Consider the following 18694-nt stretch of genomic DNA (forward strand, 5'->3'; position numbering starts at 1 on the left):
ACGGTTTATTCAGCTTCAGTGTTGCGAGCCACATAATCGCGAATTTGTTGACGATAGGCAGAAAGTCTATCTGGGGTCATTAGGTTACGTTTGTCATCTAATACATTCGCACCTAAATCATCCGCTATTTGCTGAGCCGTTCTTAACATCAATTTAAAGTTTTGATCCGCATCGCCGAAACAAGGCAAAGTCATGAAAAATGAAATACCTTTGGTCGTAAAGGCTGCTGGATCATCATGTACTAATGTGCCTGGATTCATCATATTAGCAACACTAAATAAAACTTTTCCTGTTCCTGATGTGTCAGTATGACAGTGAAAAATATCCATCGCGCCATAATGCAAACCATGTTGCTGCATGCTGTCAAATAATTGAGTACCAACAAACTCTGAAGAACCGGCTGCATGTACATGGAAAACAATCACTTCCATGTCATTCTTATTAATTTGTTTATTCTCTTGTGACCCTTTTGGCTGAGAGCCAACTGATGCTGGGGCTGATTCGGTTTTTTCCTGCTTTATTCCAGAATCAGCAATATTTTCATTGATAGCAACTTTTTCCGACTCAGAAAATGGGGATTGTGTTTTAGCTGTTTGATGTTGAACTTCCATTTTGACAAGTTCATCTGTGACAACATCATCCGTCGCGACAAAAGAAATATCCGACTCCCCAAATAAAGGATCGATATCGTCTTCTGGCTCGTCAATATGAAAAGCTGGCTCTTTACGCTCTTTAACTGAAGTGGCATGAGAAACGATACCTTCTTGCGCATCACCAGCAAGCTGACTATTGACCTTTGGTTCCATTTTATTCAAAGGCTTATCAGCAAATTTAGCTTTGCTTTCTTTTTTACTCGTCCATATACCATGTACTAGCAAACCTGCAATCGCCAGCCCACCTACAATAATGAGTACTAGTCGCAATTCCTGCATTTATCACTCTCAACTATTAATGTAATTACCGAAACCATCGCTCAACTTGTTGAATTACAAAAAGTCATTTTGGATGCTTAATTATGTCTTATCATGCCATAGAAATGGCTAAATGAGTGGTTTGTATATAACTACTGATTACTTTACCAAAAAAATTATCCCCAAGTCACCTTAAGATGTGAGATTCAGCAAGAATAAAACAAGCTTTTCTTATTTATCTATAACAGTAGAATAAACCCTACGCTTGTCCCTTATTTATGGAGTGTTCATGTCATCTTCCCTTAACTTAAAAGCAAACCAATCACCGAAAACAGGATTAGGTTATTTTGTCTATGGTGCTCAATTATGTTTCAAGCCAGGCATTCGACGCTTTGTCATTTTACCCTTGCTGACCAACATCATTTTGTTCGGTGGTTCATTATTCTATCTATATAGTAATTTAAGTGAATGGTTAGATAATTGGTTAGGTACACTGCCGGACATACTGTCTTGGTTGTCTTATTTATTACTACCATTATTAGGCATTACCATTATTGCAACATTCAGTTATTTTTTTAGTACTGTTGCTAATTGGATCGCAGCCCCCTTTAATGGCCTACTGGCTGAAAAGTTAGAAATCCAATTAACGGGCCAAGGACCTACAGATCAAAACCTGTTCTCATTAATTAAAGACACTCCACGAATCTTGCATAGAGAATGGGTCAAACTTAAGTACTACCTACCGAAAGCGCTTGGTCTCTTTATTCTGTTGCTTATTCCTGCATTAGGCCAAACACTGGGCCCTATTTTATGGTTTACTTTTTCTGCTTGGATGATGGCAATACAATATTGTGACTACCCATTTGATAACCACAAAGTCACTTTTCTTAAAATGAAAAATGATCTTAAGAATGACAAATGGAATGCTTATAGCTTTGGCGGATTAGTCGCTTTATTCACCATGGTGCCGATTGTAAACTTATTCGTTATGCCGATTGCTGTCTGTGGTGCAACAGCAATGTGGGTAGATAAATACAAATCACTCAATAAATAACACAAGGGGCAGCTTTACGAATTGCCCCTCATACTTTTAACGCAGACATTTGTCCATATCATATAACCATTTATTCCTTTCACCTTATTTGCTGTAGATTTATGATTTCAATCATGCATACATAAAGTGCTTATTAATTCATACCCTACCGTGTAATGAAGGAACATCAACATGACAAAGATTTACGAAGATAACTCTCAAACTATTGGTAACACTCCTCTTGTTCGCTTAAATCGCGTAAGCAAAGGCAACGTTTTAGCTAAGATTGAAGCTCGTAACCCAAGTTTCAGCGTAAAATGCCGTATTGGTGCCAGCATGGTGTGGGAAGCAGAAAAAGCAGGTTTATTGAAGCCTGGCGTTGAACTAGTAGAGCCAACCAGTGGTAACACTGGTATTGCACTTGCATACGTTGCAGCAGCACGTGGTTACAAATTGACACTAACCATGCCTGAATCAATGAGCCTAGAACGCCGTAAGCTATTAAAAGCATTAGGGGCTAACTTAGAGCTCACTGAAGCAGCAAAAGGCATGAAAGGCGCAATTGCAAAAGCAGAAGAAATCGTAGCAAGCGATCCAAGTAAATACTTACTACTTCAACAATTTAACAATCCAGCTAACCCTGCTATTCATGAACAAACTACAGGTCCTGAAATTTGGGATGCAACAGATGGCAACATCGACGTGTTTGTATCAGGTGTGGGTACTGGCGGTACTTTAACTGGCGCGAGCCGTTACTTTAAAAAGACTAAAGGTAAAGCAGTCACAACTGTTGCAGTAGAGCCATCTGAATCGCCAGTGATCGCTCAAGCGCTTGCAGGAGACAAAATTCAACCTGCTCCGCATAAAATTCAAGGTATTGGTGCTGGTTTTATCCCTGAAAACTTAGATTTAGAGCTAATTGATAAAGTTATTTCAGTGACTTCTGATGAGGCTATTACGATGGCTCGTCGCCTAATGGAAGAAGAAGGAATACTTGCCGGAATTTCATCTGGCGCAGCGGTTGTTGCAGCGAACAAAATCGCTGAACTACCTGAATTTGAAGGGAAAAATATTGTAACCATACTGCCAAGTTCTGGTGAGCGCTACCTAAGTACAGCTCTGTTTTCTGGTATCTTTACCGACAAAGAAAACGATCAATAAAACTGGTCCAAATCAATTTTTCTATGAAAAAAGCTCCTTTATGGGGCTTTTTTGTTGATCCCTACCACTCCTTTAGTGATAATCGGGATGTTTTATTTTTAGCTTCAAAATAAAGAAGCCTGTTAATTAACCAACTAAGATTAGTTAACAGAAAATAAATACATGATAAGTGATGACTGAAAGCAATCGATTAGAACTCCTTATTTTTCTTCACTAGCGAAGTACTAAATAAGAAGGTAAGCTAAATTACTTTTCAGTTTCCAACAAAAAACAAATTAATCGGGGTAACACACATGTATCAGAAGCAAGTAGAAATCACTGCAGAAAACGGCCTTCACACTCGTCCTGCAGCTCAATTCGTTAAAGAAGCTAAAGCATTCGATGCTGATATTACAGTGACTTCTAATGGTAAAAGCGCAAGCGCTAAGAGCCTTTTCAAACTACAAACTCTTGGCCTAGTAAAAGGCACTGTAGTAACTATTTCTGCAGAAGGTCCTCAAGCTGAAGCTGCTGTTGATCACCTAGTTTCTCTTATGGACCAACTACACTAATCACATCTGTGATTCACGGTATTTTTACTTTTTATATTTGAACAAATTAAGGTAAGGCTATGATTTCTGGAATTCTAGCATCTCCTGGTATTGCTTTCGGTAAAGCACTACTTCTTCAAGAAGATGAAATTGTCCTAAATAAAACACCTATTTCGGACGATCAAGTTGAAGCAGAAGTAAAACGCTTCTTTGATGCTCGTAATAAATCTTCTGAGCAATTAGAAGGCATTAAACAAAAAGCACTTGAAACCTTCGGTGAAGAGAAAGAAGCTATCTTCGAAGGCCACATTATGCTGCTTGAAGATGAAGAGCTAGAAGAAGAAATTTTAGCCCTCATCAAATCGGACAAAATGTCTGCTGACCTTGCAATTCACACTGTGATTGAAGAACAAGCGACAGCACTTGAGTCTCTTGATGATGACTACCTTAAAGAACGTGCTACCGATATCCGTGATATCGGTACACGTTTTGTTAAAAATGCACTAGGCATTAACATCGTATCTTTAAGCGCTATCAACGAAGAAGTGATTCTTGTTGCTAACGACTTAACACCATCTGAAACAGCACAAATTAACCTAGAATTCGTTTTAGGCTTTGCTTGTGATATTGGTGGTCGCACATCTCATACCTCTATCATGGCTCGTTCACTTGAACTTCCTGCGATTGTGGGTACTAACGACATTACAAAACAAGTATCGAATGGTGATACTCTGATTTTGGATGCAATTAACAACAAAATCATCGTTAACCCTTCTGATGCAGAACTAGAAGAAGCAAAATCTATTCGTAATAACTTCTTAGCAGAAAAAGAAGAGTTGGCGAAATTAAAAGATCTACCTGCTGTCACTCTAGATGACCACCATGTAGAAGTTTGCGGTAACATCGGTACAGTGAAAGACTGTGACGGTATTATCCGTAACGGTGGTGAAGGAGTAGGTCTATACCGTACCGAATTCCTATTTATGGATCGTGACTCGCTTCCAACTGAAGAAGAGCAATACAATGCTTATAAAGAAGTTGCTGAAGCAATGGGCGATCAAGCTGTAATTATCCGCACTATGGATATCGGTGGTGATAAAGATCTTCCATATATGGATCTACCAGAAGAAATGAACCCGTTCTTAGGCTGGCGTGCAGTACGTATCAGTTTAGACCGTCGTGAAATCTTGAAAGATCAATTACGTGGTATTTTACGAGCATCAGCACACGGTAAGCTTCGCATCATGTTCCCAATGATCATCTCCGTTGAAGAGATCCGTGAACTTAAAGCAGCGATTGAAGAATATAAAGCTGAACTTCGTAACGAAGGCCTAGCATTTGACGAAAACATCGAAATTGGTGTAATGGTTGAAACCCCTGCTGCTGCTGCAATTGCTCATCACCTTGCAAAAGAAGTTTCATTCTTTAGTATTGGCACAAACGACTTAACTCAATATACTCTTGCAGTTGACCGTGGTAATGAGTTAATTTCTCACTTATACAACCCGCTATCTCCAGCTGTTCTGACTGTGATCAAGCAAGTAATTGATGCATCACACAAAGAAGGCAAATGGACTGGTATGTGTGGTGAGTTAGCAGGTGATGAACGCGCTACCCTACTTCTATTAGGCATGGGCTTAGACGAATTCAGCATGAGTGGTATTTCGATCCCTCGCGTTAAGAAAATCATCCGTAACTCAAACTTCGCAGAAGTAAAAGCAATGGCTGAAGAAGCTCTTGCTCTACCGACTGCGGCAGAAATCGAAGCTTGCGTTGATAAATTTATCGCAGAAAAATCGAATTAAGAATATAATCTTTTAACTAAAGATTAAAAAGTTAACTGCTTAGGAGCACGACATGGGTCTGTTTGACAAACTTAAGAAGCTAGTATCTGATGACACAGCTGATGCGGGTGCGATTGAAATTATCGCTCCACTTTCTGGTGAAATCGTAAACATTGAAGATGTGCCTGATGTGGTTTTCGCCGAGAAAATCGTTGGTGATGGTATTGCTATCAAGCCAAATGGCGACAAAATGGTTGCACCAGTAAATGGTACAATTGGTAAAATCTTCGAAACTAACCATGCTTTCTCTATCGAGTCTGACGATGGTATCGAACTATTCGTTCACTTTGGTATCGACACAGTTGAGCTAAAAGGTGAAGGTTTCACACGTATCGCTGAAGAAGGTCAAGCTGTAAAAGCAGGCGACACTATCATCGAATTTAATCTTGCATACCTACAAGAGAATGCAAAATCTACTTTGACTCCAGTTGTTATCTCTAACATGGATGAAATCAAAGAGTTGAACAAACTTTCTGGTAACGTTGTTGTTGGTGAAACACCAGTTATCCGTATCACTAAGTAATTTTCTTGATGATATAAAAAACGCTGCTCAAGGGCAGCGTTTTTTATATCTGGAATATATATGAAAATAGACCAGCGACTGAAAACTCTCCAATCGCTGATAATAATTGATATTAAGCTAAAGCCAACTCCGCCAGCATTTCTTTTGAGGGTGCGAAGAAGTAAGCACCTGTCACGGCTTGAGTAAAACGCAATAGATGATCGGTTTTACCATCGGTTTCACCAAACATATTGTTCAGCATAACTTTAAAATTATGCAGGCGATTACAGTAAGCAATAAACAGTAAACCATGCTCGCCAGACACTGAACCATAAGGCAAACTATGGCGAACCATCTTCAAGCCTTTACCATCTTCTTTAATATCGACACGACCAACGTGAGATTGTGCTGGCACGTCATCTAATTCAACCGAATCTGGTTTAGTTCGACCAATTACTTTTTCTTGAGCAGATACATTTAAACGATTCCAAGCTGGTATATTATGAATATAACGCTGCAGCATCACATAGCTACCACCAGCAAACTCACCCTCTGGGATCACAGCAACCTGACGACGCTCATCCCCTTCTGGATTTTCCGTGCCATCAATGAAATCTGTCATATCACGGCTATCTAAGAAACGATAACCATAGGTTTCATCAACAACTTCAACATCATCATTAATCTCTATCATCAGTTTACGAAATAGGTAGAAATGCAAATCGTGTCGGTTAGAGTGGCAATGTAAAAGCACATCCGTTTCAGTGGCAGGAGCAATAGTTTCACCTTTTCCTAACTCAACAAACGGCTCTAATTCTTGAGGCATACTCTGATTAGTTTTTTGCCAGAAAGAATGAGTAAAAGCCAAAGTGATATAAAGGTTGGCATCCGGTTGCTGGTCATTAAGATCTGATACCAGATCAGGCAAGGCTTTCAGTTGCTCAAGAACATGAGAATGATGGCGATTAATCTTAAGCATACATTGTAAAGAAAATGGATTAGCTTCTGGAATAATGGCTGATTGTGGTAGAGACATGAATACTTCCTTATTCTATATTTATTATGATCATTACGCTAAATTCGGGATTGTAAAAGTGTCTTTCACTCTCTTAGAATGCGACAAATAAATTAATAACCATACTAGGCCTAATAAAGTCAATGCATCACTCCAGTTGAACAACCATTGAGTAATAGATAAATGATAAAGCGTAATCACAAACTGTGCGGAGACCACAGCAAAGGTGTAACTGCGGCCAAAACTTAATATCTTATTAAGCCAAACCCGTTCCGGTGTACGTAATGATATTGCCCATGCCAAAACCACGACAGGTAAACCGACCACCAACCCCAGATATAAGCTATCGGGGACAGGATACACAATTGATAGCAACTTAGCGCCCATGGTTCGACTGGCACTGGCAATGATAAAAACAATCCAAGCTTTCGCCAGAAATAACCAACTTAACCATAGCCATAGGCTCGGCTTTAGGAAACCATTTCCATCATAATCATCGACACTGTAAGTGATCGCATACTGCACTGCTCTTTTTTTCCTTGCCATTTTGATATTTAATTATGCAGAGGACTGTTAGTCTTATATCCTACACAATCAGTAGCTGCATTTCGCCACCAATACTTTAACAAATAATGAATAGATAAAAATGAAGCCAAGTAAAAAAAACATTTCACCAGAAACTCAACAAGAAGCACTAGCGGTAGCAAAATCTACTCAAAAGCCAGGACAGACCAAAGAACAAACTAAATTGATTGCGCAAGGCATAGAAAAAGGCATCGCACTGTATAAGAAGCAACATAAAGAAAAGTTAAGAGAAGCAGACAAATTACGAAAAAAGCAATCGAAAAATAATCATCAATATCAAACGAAATCAGGCGTAGAACCATCTACGAACGACAATCCATCATCTATCCAGCCAATATTACCCTGGGTTCTATTAATTCTCAGTTGGGTTGGATTTGCTACTTATCTGTTGTTACAAAAATAACAGTATATTATTTCATTAACCCTAAAAACTGGGCGATATCAGCTTGCCATTGCTTTAGAACTCGTACATCGAAAGGCCCCCAATTATTCACCTTATAATACCCATCATTATGACGACGACCATCTTGTACAAAAGATAAATGAATACCAATTGAAGGCAAGGCTTTCAGTACATCTTGAATGGTTCTTCTTGGCCAACCGGTTAATTCCATTAATTTAGGTACATTTGGGCGTTCTAAATCTTTAATTAGCAAGGCAATATAAAGGCGTCTTGCAAATACCGGGCTAAGATCCACAATGATATCCTCAAAAATGACCGAGTCGATCAATAAAAACAATTGAGCTTATTATCACTCTAAACACGTAAAGCTATTTTGAGTAGGATCAATCAGATGCGATACAAATTAACCTTCTCCCCTGACAATGATGGAAACAAGTGCATTAACACGCTGAATTGTGTACGATTCGTTAAATGAAGATTAAGCGAACAAGGATAATAAAAATGATTATCATGTATGGCATCCCAAACTGTGACACGATCAAAAAAGCCAAAAAATGGTTAGACGCTGAAGGCATCGAATATCATTTTCATGATTACCGTAAATCAGGAATTGATGCTGAATTAATTGCCTTATTTTTCCAAAAGTTTGGTTGGGAAGCCGTAGTCAATAAACGCGGCACTACCTACCGCCAGTTATCAGACGAACAAAAAAACACCTTAAATCAAGATAGCGCCATCTCATTACTAATCGAAAACCCAGCGATGATTAAACGCCCTATCTTATTAACTGAATCAACAGCCATTATCGGATTTAAAGCTGCTGATTATGAAGCTCAATTAAAGTAAGGAAATCACAAGGATGTCAGACAGTCCCGTACTTGCTCTTGCGCAAGATTTATTAAAGCGACAATCGGTCACTCCAGAAGATGCCGGTTGTCAAGATTTAATGATTGAACGCTTAAAAGCACTTGGATTTGAAATTGAAATCATGGTATTTGAAGATACCACCAACTTTTGGGCTCGCCGCGGCTCTAGCTCACCTCTCTTTGCTTTTGCAGGACATACCGATGTGGTCCCTTCCGGCCCATTAGAACAATGGCATACCCCACCGTTTGAACCAACGATTATTGATGGTTATTTGCATGCTCGTGGCGCTGCAGATATGAAAGGCTCACTCGCCTGTATGGTCGTTGCCGTAGAACGTTTTATTGCCGATCATCCCGATCACCAAGGCTCAATTGCTTTTTTGATTACGTCCGATGAAGAAGGTCCATTCATTAACGGTACGACCCGCGTGGTTGATACCTTAATGGCACGCGATGAAATTATCGATATGTGTATTGTGGGTGAACCATCAAGCACCAATCAAGTAGGCGATGTCATCAAAAATGGCCGCCGTGGCTCGATCACAGGTGACTTAATCGTAAAGGGTACTCAAGGCCACGTTGCCTACCCTCATCTCGCGAATAACCCAGTACACCAAGCACTGCCTGCGTTATCGGAATTAGCAGCGACCACTTGGGATAATGGCAACGACTATTTCCCGCCGACTAGCTTTCAAATTCCGAATTTATCATCCGGCACCGGCGCTTCAAATGTTATTCCGGGTAAGTTTCATGTCCAGTTCAACTTCCGCTTTAGTACTGAACTCACTGATGTTGAGATTAAACGTCGCGTCCATTCAGTCCTTGATGCTCATGGCTTAGACTATGATTTAAAATGGACTCTCAGTGGTCATCCATTCTTAACCGATCAAGGCCCATTAATTGATGCCGTAGTGGAAGCCGTAAAAGCAGTTAATCATCAACCTGCACAGTTACTTACTACGGGTGGCACTTCCGATGGGCGATTCATTGCACAAATGGGTAGTCAGGTAGTCGAGCTTGGACCAGTTAATGCTACCATTCATAAAGTGAACGAGTGCGTGAAAATTTCTGATCTAGAGAAACTGACAGATATGTACCAAAAGACCTTAGAAAACTGTCTAACAGGAAAATAAATCTTATAGGACACTTTCTAATTAAGAAGAGTAGCATATGACCCAATATTCACTTGAGCAACTGACCGGATTATCTCAAACTCATCTCACTACTCTGCTTGTTGAAAATAAAGAGAGCGCGGGACAAAAAGAGTTTCTGATTCATCGTGATGTTAAAACACCACTGAGCGGATTAATCCGTGATGCTCAAGTGAATGGGTTTGAATTTTCTATCGCCAGCAGCTTTCGTGATTATCACCGACAAGCCATAATCTGGAATGCAAAGTTCAGTGGTGAAAGACCAATATTAGATAGTGACAGCCAGCCTCTCGATAGTACAACGTTAAGCGACCTAGAAAAAATTCACGCTATCATGCGTTGGTCAGCTCTACCTGGTGCCAGCCGCCATCACTGGGGTTGCGAGTTAGATGTTTATGCACGCAATCTGTTACCTCAAGACACTCAACTACACTTAGAGCCTTGGGAATACCATACGGGTCATCAGGCAGAATTTAATATCTGGTTAACGGAAGCTATGCCTAAATTTGGTTTCTATCGCCCCTACCAACATGACCTTGGTGGTGTTGCAATAGAGCCTTGGCATATTAGCCATATTGATACCGGGCGAGAGATGCTAGAGCAGTTATCCATAGATAAGCTGCAACAAATTTGGGTCAAGCATCCCTTTTTGGGGGTTGAGTCAATATCTCAGTATGCTGAAAGCTTATATAATCGTTATATCAATAATATTAGTGTGGCCTGAATATTAAGCTCAACTAAGAAGAAGGACCTATGGATTTAGATTTACTACTCAACCCTTGGGTAATTAGTATTATCATCATTGTATTCGTGATCGGCAATTTGGCGTCAATGAAATATTTGGGGCAATCAGATTTAGTTCGTAAAAACCCAAAAGCAAAATCTGACCTAGAGAAACTCATTGAAATTTATAAAGAAAAAGATCGACAAGACAAAGCAGTTCGGGAAAAGGAAAACGATTCAGATGATATCAACTCATAATATTGGAATATAAAAACACCGCCAACTTCAGCGGTGTTTTTTTATTGAAAATCACACAGCCCAACAACTAAGATTTATCGTTAGTATCAAACATCGCTTGAAGTACTGGAATCAAAGTTTGTAAGTCTTCTTGTTGAATCGGCTTGCCATTGACATCGGTCACATTAATAGACGTTCGATTGTCTAAATCACCAACTAATAAGCCATATTTCTTATCGCTTAATGTCAACGGTTCAACACCTAGGCTTTGCCATACATCTTCATCTGGATCTTTATAATCCGTATCAATAGTGCCTTGCGAGCGGTTTTTACTGGTAATGTTAAAGCCGATTTGCGGCAGAACTGTTTCAAGTTTGCTCCACACTAAATCGTAAGGTGCACGAGCAATGATCACTGGTAAACCACTTCTATCTTTACCCATGGTTACCGGAACTTTATTAATCAATTCTAAAGCTCGAATTCTCGCTTCTTCCGTCACTTGCTTATCGTATTGAGTGGTAATGTAGTTCACCATGACACTCGAATAACGATCTTCAATTTCAGGGGTTAACTCAATAGCATCATTATTTTCTTTCCATTCGACGAGTGCCACATGAAAACCATAACGTCCCGCAGCATCTAAACGATCGACTTTATAACGGCCTGCAATTGGGTACGATTCATCTTCCGCACTTAAATTAATCCAACCCGTTTCTAATGACATTGGTGTATCAGTTCGAAGCTCGATACCTTTTTCATCCACCATACGATGAAGCATATCCCAGACTTTATTAAGTTCTTCTTGGCTAATTAACCAAACCGTCACTTCATTGTCTTGCTTTTCAACACGAGCGCCAGGGATTAACTCTAAAACCTGTTGGGGGGCTCGTATATCAACGTCAGGACCAAGTTTCCCTTTATAATCACCTTGAGGGATATTGTATTGAGGATAAAACTGAGGCTGAGCATCAGGAAGCGTTACCCACTTTTGATCCAACGAAGTATCTAAATACTCAAAATCATTTTTCGCTTGTCGACGCTGTTCTGGATCCCCAGCACACGCTGACAATACCAATACCGCTAGTGAGCTAATCACTAACTGGTGAGAGAATTTCATTTCTATACAACTCCTGAAAATAGGCTTAAGCGAACTTGAAACCCATTTTTATTGAATACCAGCATCTTTAAGCGCTTGAGTCACAATCACTTGGCCAGATTCCGTTAACTCGGTTAATGGTAAACGCAAGAAACCTTCAGAAATCAAACCAAGCTTATGAGCGGCCCATTTCACTGGAATAGGGCTAGATTCAATAAATAAATTTTTATGTAATGGCATCAGCTTCTGATTGATTTCATCAGCCGCATCAAGTTGCCCTTCCGCTGCTAATTTAAACATTTTCGCCATTTCTGCAGCGGCGATGTTATTAGTCACTGAAATCACACCATTACCACCGCGCTTAACAAAATCTAAGCCAGTCGCATCATCGCCACTTAGTAAGACGAATTCATCGCCACAAAGTTCACGGAATTTATCCACTCGAGACAAATCACCCGTAGCATCTTTAATTCCAACAATATTATCGATCTGAGATAAACGGCCAACGGTTTCAGGTAATAAATCCACTGCGGTACGACCCGGTACATTATAAAGAATCACGGGTACTTCACTAACTTCAGCAATCGCTTTGTAATGTTGGTATAAACCTTCTTGAGTCGGCTTATTATAGTACGGCGTTACACTCAAACAACCAGCAACACCGGAGTCATTAAGCAAACGGCTAAACGTCACCGCTTCATGAGTCGCATTGGCACCCGTGCCGGCAATAATAGGGATTCGTCCTGCCGCAAACTCCACCGTTTTATTCACGACTTTGACATGTTCTTCAACGGTTAAAGTGGCAGATTCGCCTGTCGTTCCAACCGCAACAATGCCGCTTGAACCTGATTTAATATGATATTCCACTAGATTTTTAAGGCTATCATAATCGACTTCATCGAGATGATTAAAAGGCGTAACTAGTGCAACTATACTTCCTGAGAACATGCTTCTCTCCTTACGAAATTCGACTATATCCAAGTCACTTGGGTATAGCATGTTACTTTAACAAGCTCAATAAAGACAAGGGTTCAACATCCCTTTCTCAACATTTACAACGAAATAATGACATTGGTTTCGTTTCTTTAAATAAAGTGCTAGTTTTTATCTCCATAACATATACTTAAATCGCTCAGTTTTATCTATGATAAGATAATCCTATTATTTCAATTTGGACGTTGAGATCATGATTCATCATCTAGTCATTACCGCTATTGGTTCCGATAGACCGGGCATTTGCAATCGCTTAACCCAGGTTGTTACGCATTCTGGCGGAAATATTGTTGATAGCCGCATCGCTTTGTTTGGCAAAGAATTCACACTGATTATGCTAGTTTCAGGGGAAACAACCACGATCACTCGCATCGAAACCTTATTACCTACTATGAGTGCTGAACACGATCTCATGGTAGTCATGAAACGTACGGCTCCTCACCAAGCACTGCAATATACTTACAAAGTTGAATGCACTATTGAATCGGAAGACCGAGTGGGCTTAACCGAAGCCTTCACGCAATTTTTCTTCAATCATCAGATCAATATTGCAGAGCTGAGCGCGCAAACTCAAAAATCGCCTAAAAAGACGCCACACACCCAAGCTGATCAATTCCATATTTTCATCTCAGGTTTAACTGAACTAGATATGGATAGCCGCCAGCTAGAACAAGCATTTGAGCGATTATGTCAGACACTTTCTGTCAAGGGCGAGCTGCAAATACAAGCGCAAATAGATTAATCATTTCACTTTATATACCCAAGTAGCTTCGAATAAGAAACTTGTAAGGCTCAAAGCCATAAAGAGGCCTTGGCCGCTCAAGCATCCATTCATATAAAAGTAGTTCAAGAGCTTATGGATATGCTGCATGAGAGTCAGCGAGAAAAAGCGATGGATAAAATCATCTCGACTCGTTTAGACAATGTGGTTGCACACCCATTTAGAAAAACAAAGTAGTGTTTAGCACTGCCACTCAACCCTGTCCTGTTTGGAGTAATCACTAGACAGGACACTGGATTTTCGATAAAAGTGTACACTCTAACGTAACAAGAATGCTCTAAAAAGGACGTGGTGAAAAACGCCACGCCAAATACCACTAGTTGAGAAAGTAAGGACAAAACCAATGGCAATCGAAGTCGGACAAACTGCACCAGATTTCACTCTGAATGACCAAGACAATAACCCAGTGACGCTCTCAGAGCTTCAAGGAAAGAAGGTGTTACTCTACTTCTATCCACGCGCTTCAACACCCGGCTGTACCGTTCAGGCTCAAGGTCTGCGTGATACTAAAGCTGAGCTAGATGCCCACAACGTTGTTGTGCTTGGTTTAAGCCCAGACACCCCGAAAAAACTGACCAACTTTATCAACAAGCAAGAGCTTAACTTCACTCTACTAGCTGATGAAGAACACGAAGTTTGTGAGAAGTACGGTGTTTGGCAGCTCAAGAAGTTCATGGGTCGTGAAAACATGGGCGTTGTAAGAACAAGCTTCCTGATTGATGAGTCTGGCAACCTTGAGCATGTATTCAACAAGTTCAAAACCAAAGATCACCATGAAGTTGTACTGGACTACCTAAACAGCAAATAACCGTTCATGTTCAATTAACTTGGCAACTTGGGGGCAGACATGATTGGCTACATTCGAGTATCAGACTCACAAAGAGCCGATGGCGAATCACAACGAGAAGCGATTAAGGCGTACGCCGCTATACGTGGAATACAAATATCGGATTGGATCGAAGAGCATGTGTCTGCCACCAAGACAGAGCTGCGTGAGCGAAAGTTATCTTCCCTCATCACCTCTCAACAAAGCATCATTGTATCGGATATCACCCGTCTGGGTCGCCACAAGGTTATGGAGTTAGTAGGTGCTATAGGCCAGATCGCCTCATATGGTGAGCTACATTTGGCATACAACGACACAATCATAAGTTCAGAAAACGTTGATAACGCTGAAATCATTTTTACCGTTATTGGACAGTCCTTTGCCAGCGCAGTAGAGGCTCAGAAACGCTCTGAGCGAGCTAAAGCGGGTCATGCCAAACGCAAGGCCAAAGGGCTATCATCTGGCCGCCAAAAGGGACAGAAGGTTAAATCCAAGCTTGATGAGCATACAGCGTTCATATTAAATATGCTTGATTCTGACAAGTCAAAGGCTGAGGTTCTAAGAGAGCTTAGTGACAAAGGGGTACAAGTGTCTCGAAGTCGTTTCTACTCTTGGCTGGAAGACCGTGGCCTGCATAACAAGAAAGTAGAGTTTCAGGCAGACATGTTCACTGAGTAACCGACTCAGTGCTGATTATCCCTTAATCATACTTGGCTAGCTCATTTATTGCCCACAAACACTTTTAAGTTGTTAATGGTAATACTTTACTCTAATGCGTGTACTACGAAATGAATACTGCCAAATCAGAGTATATAAATGTACCCACAACTTAATATTAAGGGCTGAAATTATCACCATAATGTCATTGAATCCTAACTTTAGCTTAAAGCCGCACAAACGCCGAAATAACCCTCTGCTTAAAAGCCCCTAATCGTAGCTCATCGAATGTTTCTATCGGGTGAGAAGAGCTATTTTTTTTGTTTGATCGAGCTATTCCAAAACAACTTAGGATCTTCTTTATCTCGATCATCTAAAATGTCACTTTTCTCTTTATGATCGCGCAGATCTAAGCGATCGTTTAGATCAGGATCTATCTTGTCTTTCATCTTGGCAAACATGCATGATTCTGGGATGTCTTGCTCGATTCGTTCGGAAAATTCAATCAAACTTTGTTCTGCAAAGGTAAATAACCATGCTTGCTGGTTTAAAATGCCATTAACTCGAAGAATTCGCCCAAGAACCTGCCTAAAATACAGCTCTGTTTTGACAGAACTCATGTGACAACACACCTGAAGACGAGGAATATCAGTACCTTCACTAATCATTCCAAAAATTGAAGAAAATGATTCTACTTTTTCATTGCTAGTCAGAGTTAAGTGCTCATTATCAACGAGTACGATTTTAGGTATTCGGCACACATTATCTGCTATCGCTTCCTTTAATGTATATTGATAATTAACTTGAAGTTGCCCTTCAGGATTGGTGTACTCACCCATTACGATAGGTAAAGAGTCAGATCGCCAAGGTGTGCCAGATAATGCAAGGGTATAAGTGGCTAAGTCTTGAATTTTAGTGAGCACTTGTTGGCCCCATACGTTAGCATTTTCAATCTCAGAACCTGAGCAATGATGTATTTCATCAAAGACAACAAACACCCGATGATTCTGTAACGCTTTCCAAAATTCATCATTAAGGAATTGGATTGATTGATAAGTTAATGATTGTCCAATCGATCCTAATCCACCATTGAATGTACAACCGAGAACCCGCGAAAAGGTTCTTTTTATTCCATCAGAAACGGTTAGCGACGGTGAGAAACACAACACAAGATCAATCATATCTGCTTCTAATAATCTTGAGGCCACTTCTGCGGCGAGTACTGTTTTTCCTGCCGCTGGCGTAGCTTGGCAAAAGAAATGCTGTTGATTTCCCTTGTATTTGTTCAATGCATTTTCAGCGCATTCTGCTTGCCATTTTCTTAGCACGAAGATCTCCCTTTAGAAAGTACCTTGATAACATGGGTAAGCACATTCAACTTACCTAACAATGAAGTAGAGCGATCTTTTAACTCTTTCTGAAATGGTGCCAATTCCTTCTCTAAATCAGGGAATCAAGAAATAATCGAACGGCACTCATCAATTTCATTCAGCGTGATTTCAAGCTCTCCCGCATATTCATTACGTTCCATCACCAAGACCGAATAATCTGAAGCTGTGTGTTTTTGTTCTATATCGGACTCTTTATTTGTACCGTTTAACAGAGATTGCTGTTTAAACTTTTCACTTTGAAAGTACCTTTTATCTCGTCCAGATCCTTCACTAACAAGCCACTGCTTTTTTTCAAAGCGTAGGATCTGCCTATAAACTTTCTTTCGTGCCTCAATTGGATCGATCTCTTCTTCTATAAGGGAAAGAAAAGCATCTCGTATTTCTATTACAGAAAATCCACCCATTCCCTTTTCAATCAGCAATTTATGCATTAATGCACTGATTTTTATAGGCCGTTTCATTTATTCACTCACACTAACAAAAACTAAGGATTGCTTAGTATACAGAAATAGACAAAACTAAGAAAATCTTAGTTAATGTAGGCTTAGAGAAATGAATCATAAGTGTCGTTCAATAACCCCATCCCAATACGGCTTAAACAAGCACGTAAAAAAGCAAATCTCTCCCAAAAGGCTTTGGGGGTTCATATAGGTATGGATGAAAGTTCAGCAAGTCCTAGAATGAATCAATATGAGAAAGGCAAACACACACCAGACATCAACACTCTGAAATTACTCGCGAATGAATTAGGTGTACCACTTAATTACTTTTTTTGTGAGGATGAAGCGACGGCTAAGTTGGCTTGCCTCATTGCGAACATGAGTGAAAGTGAAAGAGAGGCATTAATTCTCACATTGGAGGATGCTACTCTGGATTCTGAAGCGTAATACAGTCATTGTCTGAAGGTATTTTTAAATCTGAACTTTTCTCATTAAAAAAGTAGGCAAAAACCTGCCAGTTATTAAGCAATATATTGCCTGCTTTTCTTTGTTGCTGAAATGTAAAGTCATTGATTTTATTTAAAATTAAAGTTGGCATATTAATTGCTATGACATGGAGTGTAAATTCGAGGCAAATGCTGCCTTCGTTTATCTATCACTCAAAAAGGATATTAGTAATGCCAACTCCATGTTATTTATCAATCCAAGGCGCAACTCAAGGCAACATCACTGCTGGCGCATGTACTGCTGATTCAATTGGCGATTCTTACGTAGAAGGCCATGAAGATGAAATGCTAGTTCAACGCATTGACCACACCGTGACCATTCCAACCGATCCTCAATCAGGTCAACCTTCAGGCCAACGTGTTCACAAACCATTCAAATTCACGGTTGCTTTAAACAAAGCGGTTCCGCTGATGTACAACTCACTCACTTCTGGTGAAAAACTAGATGAAGTCGAGCTAAAATGGTACCGCACGTCTATTGAAGGTAAACAAGAAAACTTCTTTACCACTAAATTAGAAGGCGCAACCATCATTGATATCAACTGTGAAATGCCACATTGCCAAGATCCAGCAATGAAAGACTTCACGCAAAACATCACGGTATCGATGTCTTACCGCAAAATCACTTGGGACCACAATAATGCGGGTACTTCAGGTGGTGATGACTGGCGTAAGCCTATCGAAGCATAATTGCTTAGATAATCGAACATTTAGCTTGGCAGGAATCTGCCAAGCTTTTTATTAATTCAGTATTTTCTGTCAGAGTTTTCTTTGGGTTTTGTTGTTTTTAAACATGAACTTAAAATAACCATACACTTTGTGGTTATTTGTATTTGATGGTGATAAATTCATCAGTTAATGCAGAAACAGTGCTCAAAGAAAACGATGAAAGTGTCGGTATAGGTAAGGATTAAACATGGCTACGCTACAATTTAGTATTAGTGTCGATGGCGTCAGTGACGAATCGTTAGTCGTGAGAAGCTATCAAGGACAAGATAACTTTTCTTCGGTTCAGCAAACTGAGGATACGTGGTGTCATGGTT

The 18694-nt window shown here is 40.0% G+C and carries 21 protein-coding genes and 3 pseudogenes; 16 read left to right on the forward strand and 8 right to left on the reverse strand.

The window, feature by feature from the left end; all coding sequences use genetic code 11:
- Positions 1-5: 5 nt before the first annotated feature.
- Positions 6-932: a cell division protein ZipA gene (gene zipA, locus ACE3G9_RS10035; RefSeq protein ID WP_449219046.1), complete on the reverse strand. Its 927-nt coding sequence runs from the start codon at positions 930-932 to the stop codon at positions 6-8.
- Positions 933-1200: 268 nt separating this feature from the next.
- Between zipA and cysZ the strand changes: the two genes are divergently transcribed.
- The 5 genes from cysZ (at position 1201) to crr (ending at position 6002) form a co-directional block, all read left to right on the forward strand.
- Positions 1201-1965 carry a sulfate transporter CysZ gene (gene cysZ / locus ACE3G9_RS10040; RefSeq protein WP_417879251.1) on the forward strand — a complete coding sequence of 255 codons (765 nt, stop codon included), beginning with the start codon at positions 1201-1203 and terminating at the stop codon, positions 1963-1965.
- A gap of 171 nt (positions 1966-2136) precedes the next feature.
- Positions 2137-3105 (forward strand): cysteine synthase A, encoded by a 969-nt coding sequence (gene cysK, locus ACE3G9_RS10045; RefSeq protein ID WP_417879252.1) that lies wholly within the window; start codon positions 2137-2139, stop codon positions 3103-3105.
- Between the two features lie 293 nt (positions 3106-3398).
- Complete coding sequence (locus tag ACE3G9_RS10050; protein ID WP_417879253.1) at positions 3399-3656, forward strand: HPr family phosphocarrier protein; 258 nt, start codon at positions 3399-3401, stop codon at positions 3654-3656.
- Positions 3657-3715: 59 nt separating this feature from the next.
- Entirely contained in the window at positions 3716-5440 is a 1725-nt protein-coding gene (gene ptsI, locus ACE3G9_RS10055; protein WP_449219047.1) for a phosphoenolpyruvate-protein phosphotransferase PtsI, read from the forward strand.
- A gap of 52 nt (positions 5441-5492) precedes the next feature.
- Positions 5493-6002: a PTS glucose transporter subunit IIA gene (gene crr, locus ACE3G9_RS10060; protein WP_417879255.1), complete on the forward strand. Its 510-nt coding sequence runs from the start codon at positions 5493-5495 to the stop codon at positions 6000-6002.
- A 112-nt stretch (positions 6003-6114) separates the two neighbouring features.
- Here crr and ACE3G9_RS10065 read toward each other — a convergent pair whose 3' ends face one another.
- Both ACE3G9_RS10065 and ACE3G9_RS10070 read right to left on the reverse strand, forming a co-directional pair.
- The gene (locus ACE3G9_RS10065; RefSeq protein ID WP_449219048.1) at positions 6115-7017 is read right to left on the reverse strand and encodes a Dyp-type peroxidase; all 903 of its coding nucleotides are present in this window, start codon (positions 7015-7017) and stop codon (positions 6115-6117) included.
- Between the two features lie 33 nt (positions 7018-7050).
- Complete coding sequence (locus tag ACE3G9_RS10070; RefSeq protein WP_417879257.1) at positions 7051-7521, reverse strand: DUF2919 family protein; 471 nt, start codon at positions 7519-7521, stop codon at positions 7051-7053.
- A gap of 121 nt (positions 7522-7642) precedes the next feature.
- Between ACE3G9_RS10070 and ACE3G9_RS10075 the strand changes: the two genes are divergently transcribed.
- Positions 7643-7984, forward strand: a complete 342-nt coding sequence (locus tag ACE3G9_RS10075) for a DUF2956 domain-containing protein (protein WP_417879258.1) — start codon at positions 7643-7645, stop codon at positions 7982-7984.
- Positions 7985-7991: 7 nt separating this feature from the next.
- Here ACE3G9_RS10075 and ACE3G9_RS10080 read toward each other — a convergent pair whose 3' ends face one another.
- On the reverse strand, positions 7992-8279 hold the full coding sequence (locus ACE3G9_RS10080) for a helix-turn-helix domain-containing protein (protein WP_449219049.1): 288 nt from the start codon (positions 8277-8279) through the stop codon (positions 7992-7994).
- A 206-nt stretch (positions 8280-8485) separates the two neighbouring features.
- Here ACE3G9_RS10080 and ACE3G9_RS10085 point away from each other — a divergent pair, with 206 nt between their 5' ends.
- From ACE3G9_RS10085 to ACE3G9_RS10100, 4 genes are read left to right on the forward strand one after another with little or no spacing between them, the layout of a single operon-like run.
- Entirely contained in the window at positions 8486-8830 is a 345-nt protein-coding gene (locus tag ACE3G9_RS10085) for an ArsC family reductase (RefSeq protein ID WP_417879260.1), read from the forward strand.
- Between the two features lie 13 nt (positions 8831-8843).
- The gene (gene dapE, locus ACE3G9_RS10090) at positions 8844-9983 is read left to right on the forward strand and encodes a succinyl-diaminopimelate desuccinylase (RefSeq protein WP_449219050.1); all 1140 of its coding nucleotides are present in this window, start codon (positions 8844-8846) and stop codon (positions 9981-9983) included.
- 37 nt (positions 9984-10020) lie between these two features.
- The gene (locus tag ACE3G9_RS10095) at positions 10021-10725 is read left to right on the forward strand and encodes a M15 family metallopeptidase (RefSeq protein ID WP_449219051.1); all 705 of its coding nucleotides are present in this window, start codon (positions 10021-10023) and stop codon (positions 10723-10725) included.
- 29 nt (positions 10726-10754) lie between these two features.
- Positions 10755-10982: a DUF2897 family protein gene (locus ACE3G9_RS10100; protein WP_449219052.1), complete on the forward strand. Its 228-nt coding sequence runs from the start codon at positions 10755-10757 to the stop codon at positions 10980-10982.
- Positions 10983-11049: 67 nt separating this feature from the next.
- Here the strand turns inward: ACE3G9_RS10100 and bamC are convergent, their stop codons facing one another.
- Positions 11050-12078, reverse strand: a complete 1029-nt coding sequence (gene bamC / locus ACE3G9_RS10105) for an outer membrane protein assembly factor BamC (protein ID WP_417879264.1) — start codon at positions 12076-12078, stop codon at positions 11050-11052.
- Positions 12079-12126: 48 nt separating this feature from the next.
- Positions 12127-13005, reverse strand: a complete 879-nt coding sequence (gene dapA / locus ACE3G9_RS10110) for a 4-hydroxy-tetrahydrodipicolinate synthase (protein WP_417879265.1) — start codon at positions 13003-13005, stop codon at positions 12127-12129.
- Between the two features lie 238 nt (positions 13006-13243).
- Between dapA and ACE3G9_RS10115 the strand changes: the two genes are divergently transcribed.
- The 4 genes and pseudogenes from ACE3G9_RS10115 to ACE3G9_RS10130 all read left to right on the forward strand — a co-directional run bounded on the left by ACE3G9_RS10115 (position 13244) and on the right by ACE3G9_RS10130 (position 15335).
- Positions 13244-13792, forward strand: coding sequence for a glycine cleavage system protein R (locus ACE3G9_RS10115; RefSeq protein ID WP_417879266.1), 549 nt, complete (start codon positions 13244-13246; stop codon positions 13790-13792).
- 45 nt (positions 13793-13837) lie between these two features.
- Positions 13838-14008: pseudogene (locus ACE3G9_RS10120) on the forward strand (bacterioferritin comigratory protein); the annotation flags it as partial.
- A 166-nt stretch (positions 14009-14174) separates the two neighbouring features.
- The gene (gene bcp, locus ACE3G9_RS10125; protein WP_027696953.1) at positions 14175-14639 is read left to right on the forward strand and encodes a thioredoxin-dependent thiol peroxidase; all 465 of its coding nucleotides are present in this window, start codon (positions 14175-14177) and stop codon (positions 14637-14639) included.
- Between the two features lie 39 nt (positions 14640-14678).
- Entirely contained in the window at positions 14679-15335 is a 657-nt protein-coding gene (locus ACE3G9_RS10130; RefSeq protein WP_449219059.1) for a recombinase family protein, read from the forward strand.
- Positions 15336-15540: 205 nt separating this feature from the next.
- On the opposite strand, the pseudogene ACE3G9_RS10135 reads toward ACE3G9_RS10130, so the two are convergent.
- Together ACE3G9_RS10135 and ACE3G9_RS10140 are read right to left on the reverse strand one after the other, a co-directional pair.
- Positions 15541-16642, reverse strand: a pseudogene (locus ACE3G9_RS10135) (DEAD/DEAH box helicase).
- Positions 16636-17154, reverse strand: a pseudogene (locus ACE3G9_RS10140) (hypothetical protein). The pseudogenes ACE3G9_RS10135 and ACE3G9_RS10140 overlap by 7 nt, the downstream one beginning before the upstream one ends.
- 114 nt (positions 17155-17268) lie before the next feature.
- Between ACE3G9_RS10140 and ACE3G9_RS10145 the strand changes: the two are divergent.
- Together ACE3G9_RS10145 and ACE3G9_RS10150 are read left to right on the forward strand one after the other, a co-directional pair.
- Positions 17269-17592, forward strand: coding sequence for a helix-turn-helix domain-containing protein (locus tag ACE3G9_RS10145; RefSeq protein ID WP_449219053.1), 324 nt, complete (start codon positions 17269-17271; stop codon positions 17590-17592).
- Between the two features lie 230 nt (positions 17593-17822).
- The gene (locus tag ACE3G9_RS10150) at positions 17823-18341 is read left to right on the forward strand and encodes an Hcp family type VI secretion system effector (protein WP_449219054.1); all 519 of its coding nucleotides are present in this window, start codon (positions 17823-17825) and stop codon (positions 18339-18341) included.
- Positions 18342-18694 lie beyond the last annotated feature (353 nt).

The organism is Vibrio sp. E150_018 (assembly GCF_053544035.1).

Coding starts and splice junctions, on each gene's coding strand:
- zipA (WP_449219046.1), bottom strand. CDS start 932: ATGCAGGAATTGCGACTAGTACTCATTATTGTAGGTGGGCTGGCGATT.
- cysZ (WP_417879251.1), top strand. CDS start 1,201: ATGTCATCTTCCCTTAACTTAAAAGCAAACCAATCACCGAAAACAGGA.
- cysK (WP_417879252.1), top strand. CDS start 2,137: ATGACAAAGATTTACGAAGATAACTCTCAAACTATTGGTAACACTCCT.
- ACE3G9_RS10050 (WP_417879253.1), top strand. CDS start 3,399: ATGTATCAGAAGCAAGTAGAAATCACTGCAGAAAACGGCCTTCACACT.
- ptsI (WP_449219047.1), top strand. CDS start 3,716: ATGATTTCTGGAATTCTAGCATCTCCTGGTATTGCTTTCGGTAAAGCA.
- crr (WP_417879255.1), top strand. CDS start 5,493: ATGGGTCTGTTTGACAAACTTAAGAAGCTAGTATCTGATGACACAGCT.
- ACE3G9_RS10065 (WP_449219048.1), bottom strand. CDS start 7,017: ATGTCTCTACCACAATCAGCCATTATTCCAGAAGCTAATCCATTTTCT.
- ACE3G9_RS10075 (WP_417879258.1), top strand. CDS start 7,643: ATGAAGCCAAGTAAAAAAAACATTTCACCAGAAACTCAACAAGAAGCA.
- ACE3G9_RS10085 (WP_417879260.1), top strand. CDS start 8,486: ATGATTATCATGTATGGCATCCCAAACTGTGACACGATCAAAAAAGCC.
- dapE (WP_449219050.1), top strand. CDS start 8,844: ATGTCAGACAGTCCCGTACTTGCTCTTGCGCAAGATTTATTAAAGCGA.
- ACE3G9_RS10095 (WP_449219051.1), top strand. CDS start 10,021: ATGACCCAATATTCACTTGAGCAACTGACCGGATTATCTCAAACTCAT.
- ACE3G9_RS10100 (WP_449219052.1), top strand. CDS start 10,755: ATGGATTTAGATTTACTACTCAACCCTTGGGTAATTAGTATTATCATC.
- bamC (WP_417879264.1), bottom strand. CDS start 12,078: ATGAAATTCTCTCACCAGTTAGTGATTAGCTCACTAGCGGTATTGGTA.
- dapA (WP_417879265.1), bottom strand. CDS start 13,005: ATGTTCTCAGGAAGTATAGTTGCACTAGTTACGCCTTTTAATCATCTC.
- ACE3G9_RS10115 (WP_417879266.1), top strand. CDS start 13,244: ATGATTCATCATCTAGTCATTACCGCTATTGGTTCCGATAGACCGGGC.
- bcp (WP_027696953.1), top strand. CDS start 14,175: ATGGCAATCGAAGTCGGACAAACTGCACCAGATTTCACTCTGAATGAC.
- ACE3G9_RS10130 (WP_449219059.1), top strand. CDS start 14,679: ATGATTGGCTACATTCGAGTATCAGACTCACAAAGAGCCGATGGCGAA.
- ACE3G9_RS10150 (WP_449219054.1), top strand. CDS start 17,823: ATGCCAACTCCATGTTATTTATCAATCCAAGGCGCAACTCAAGGCAAC.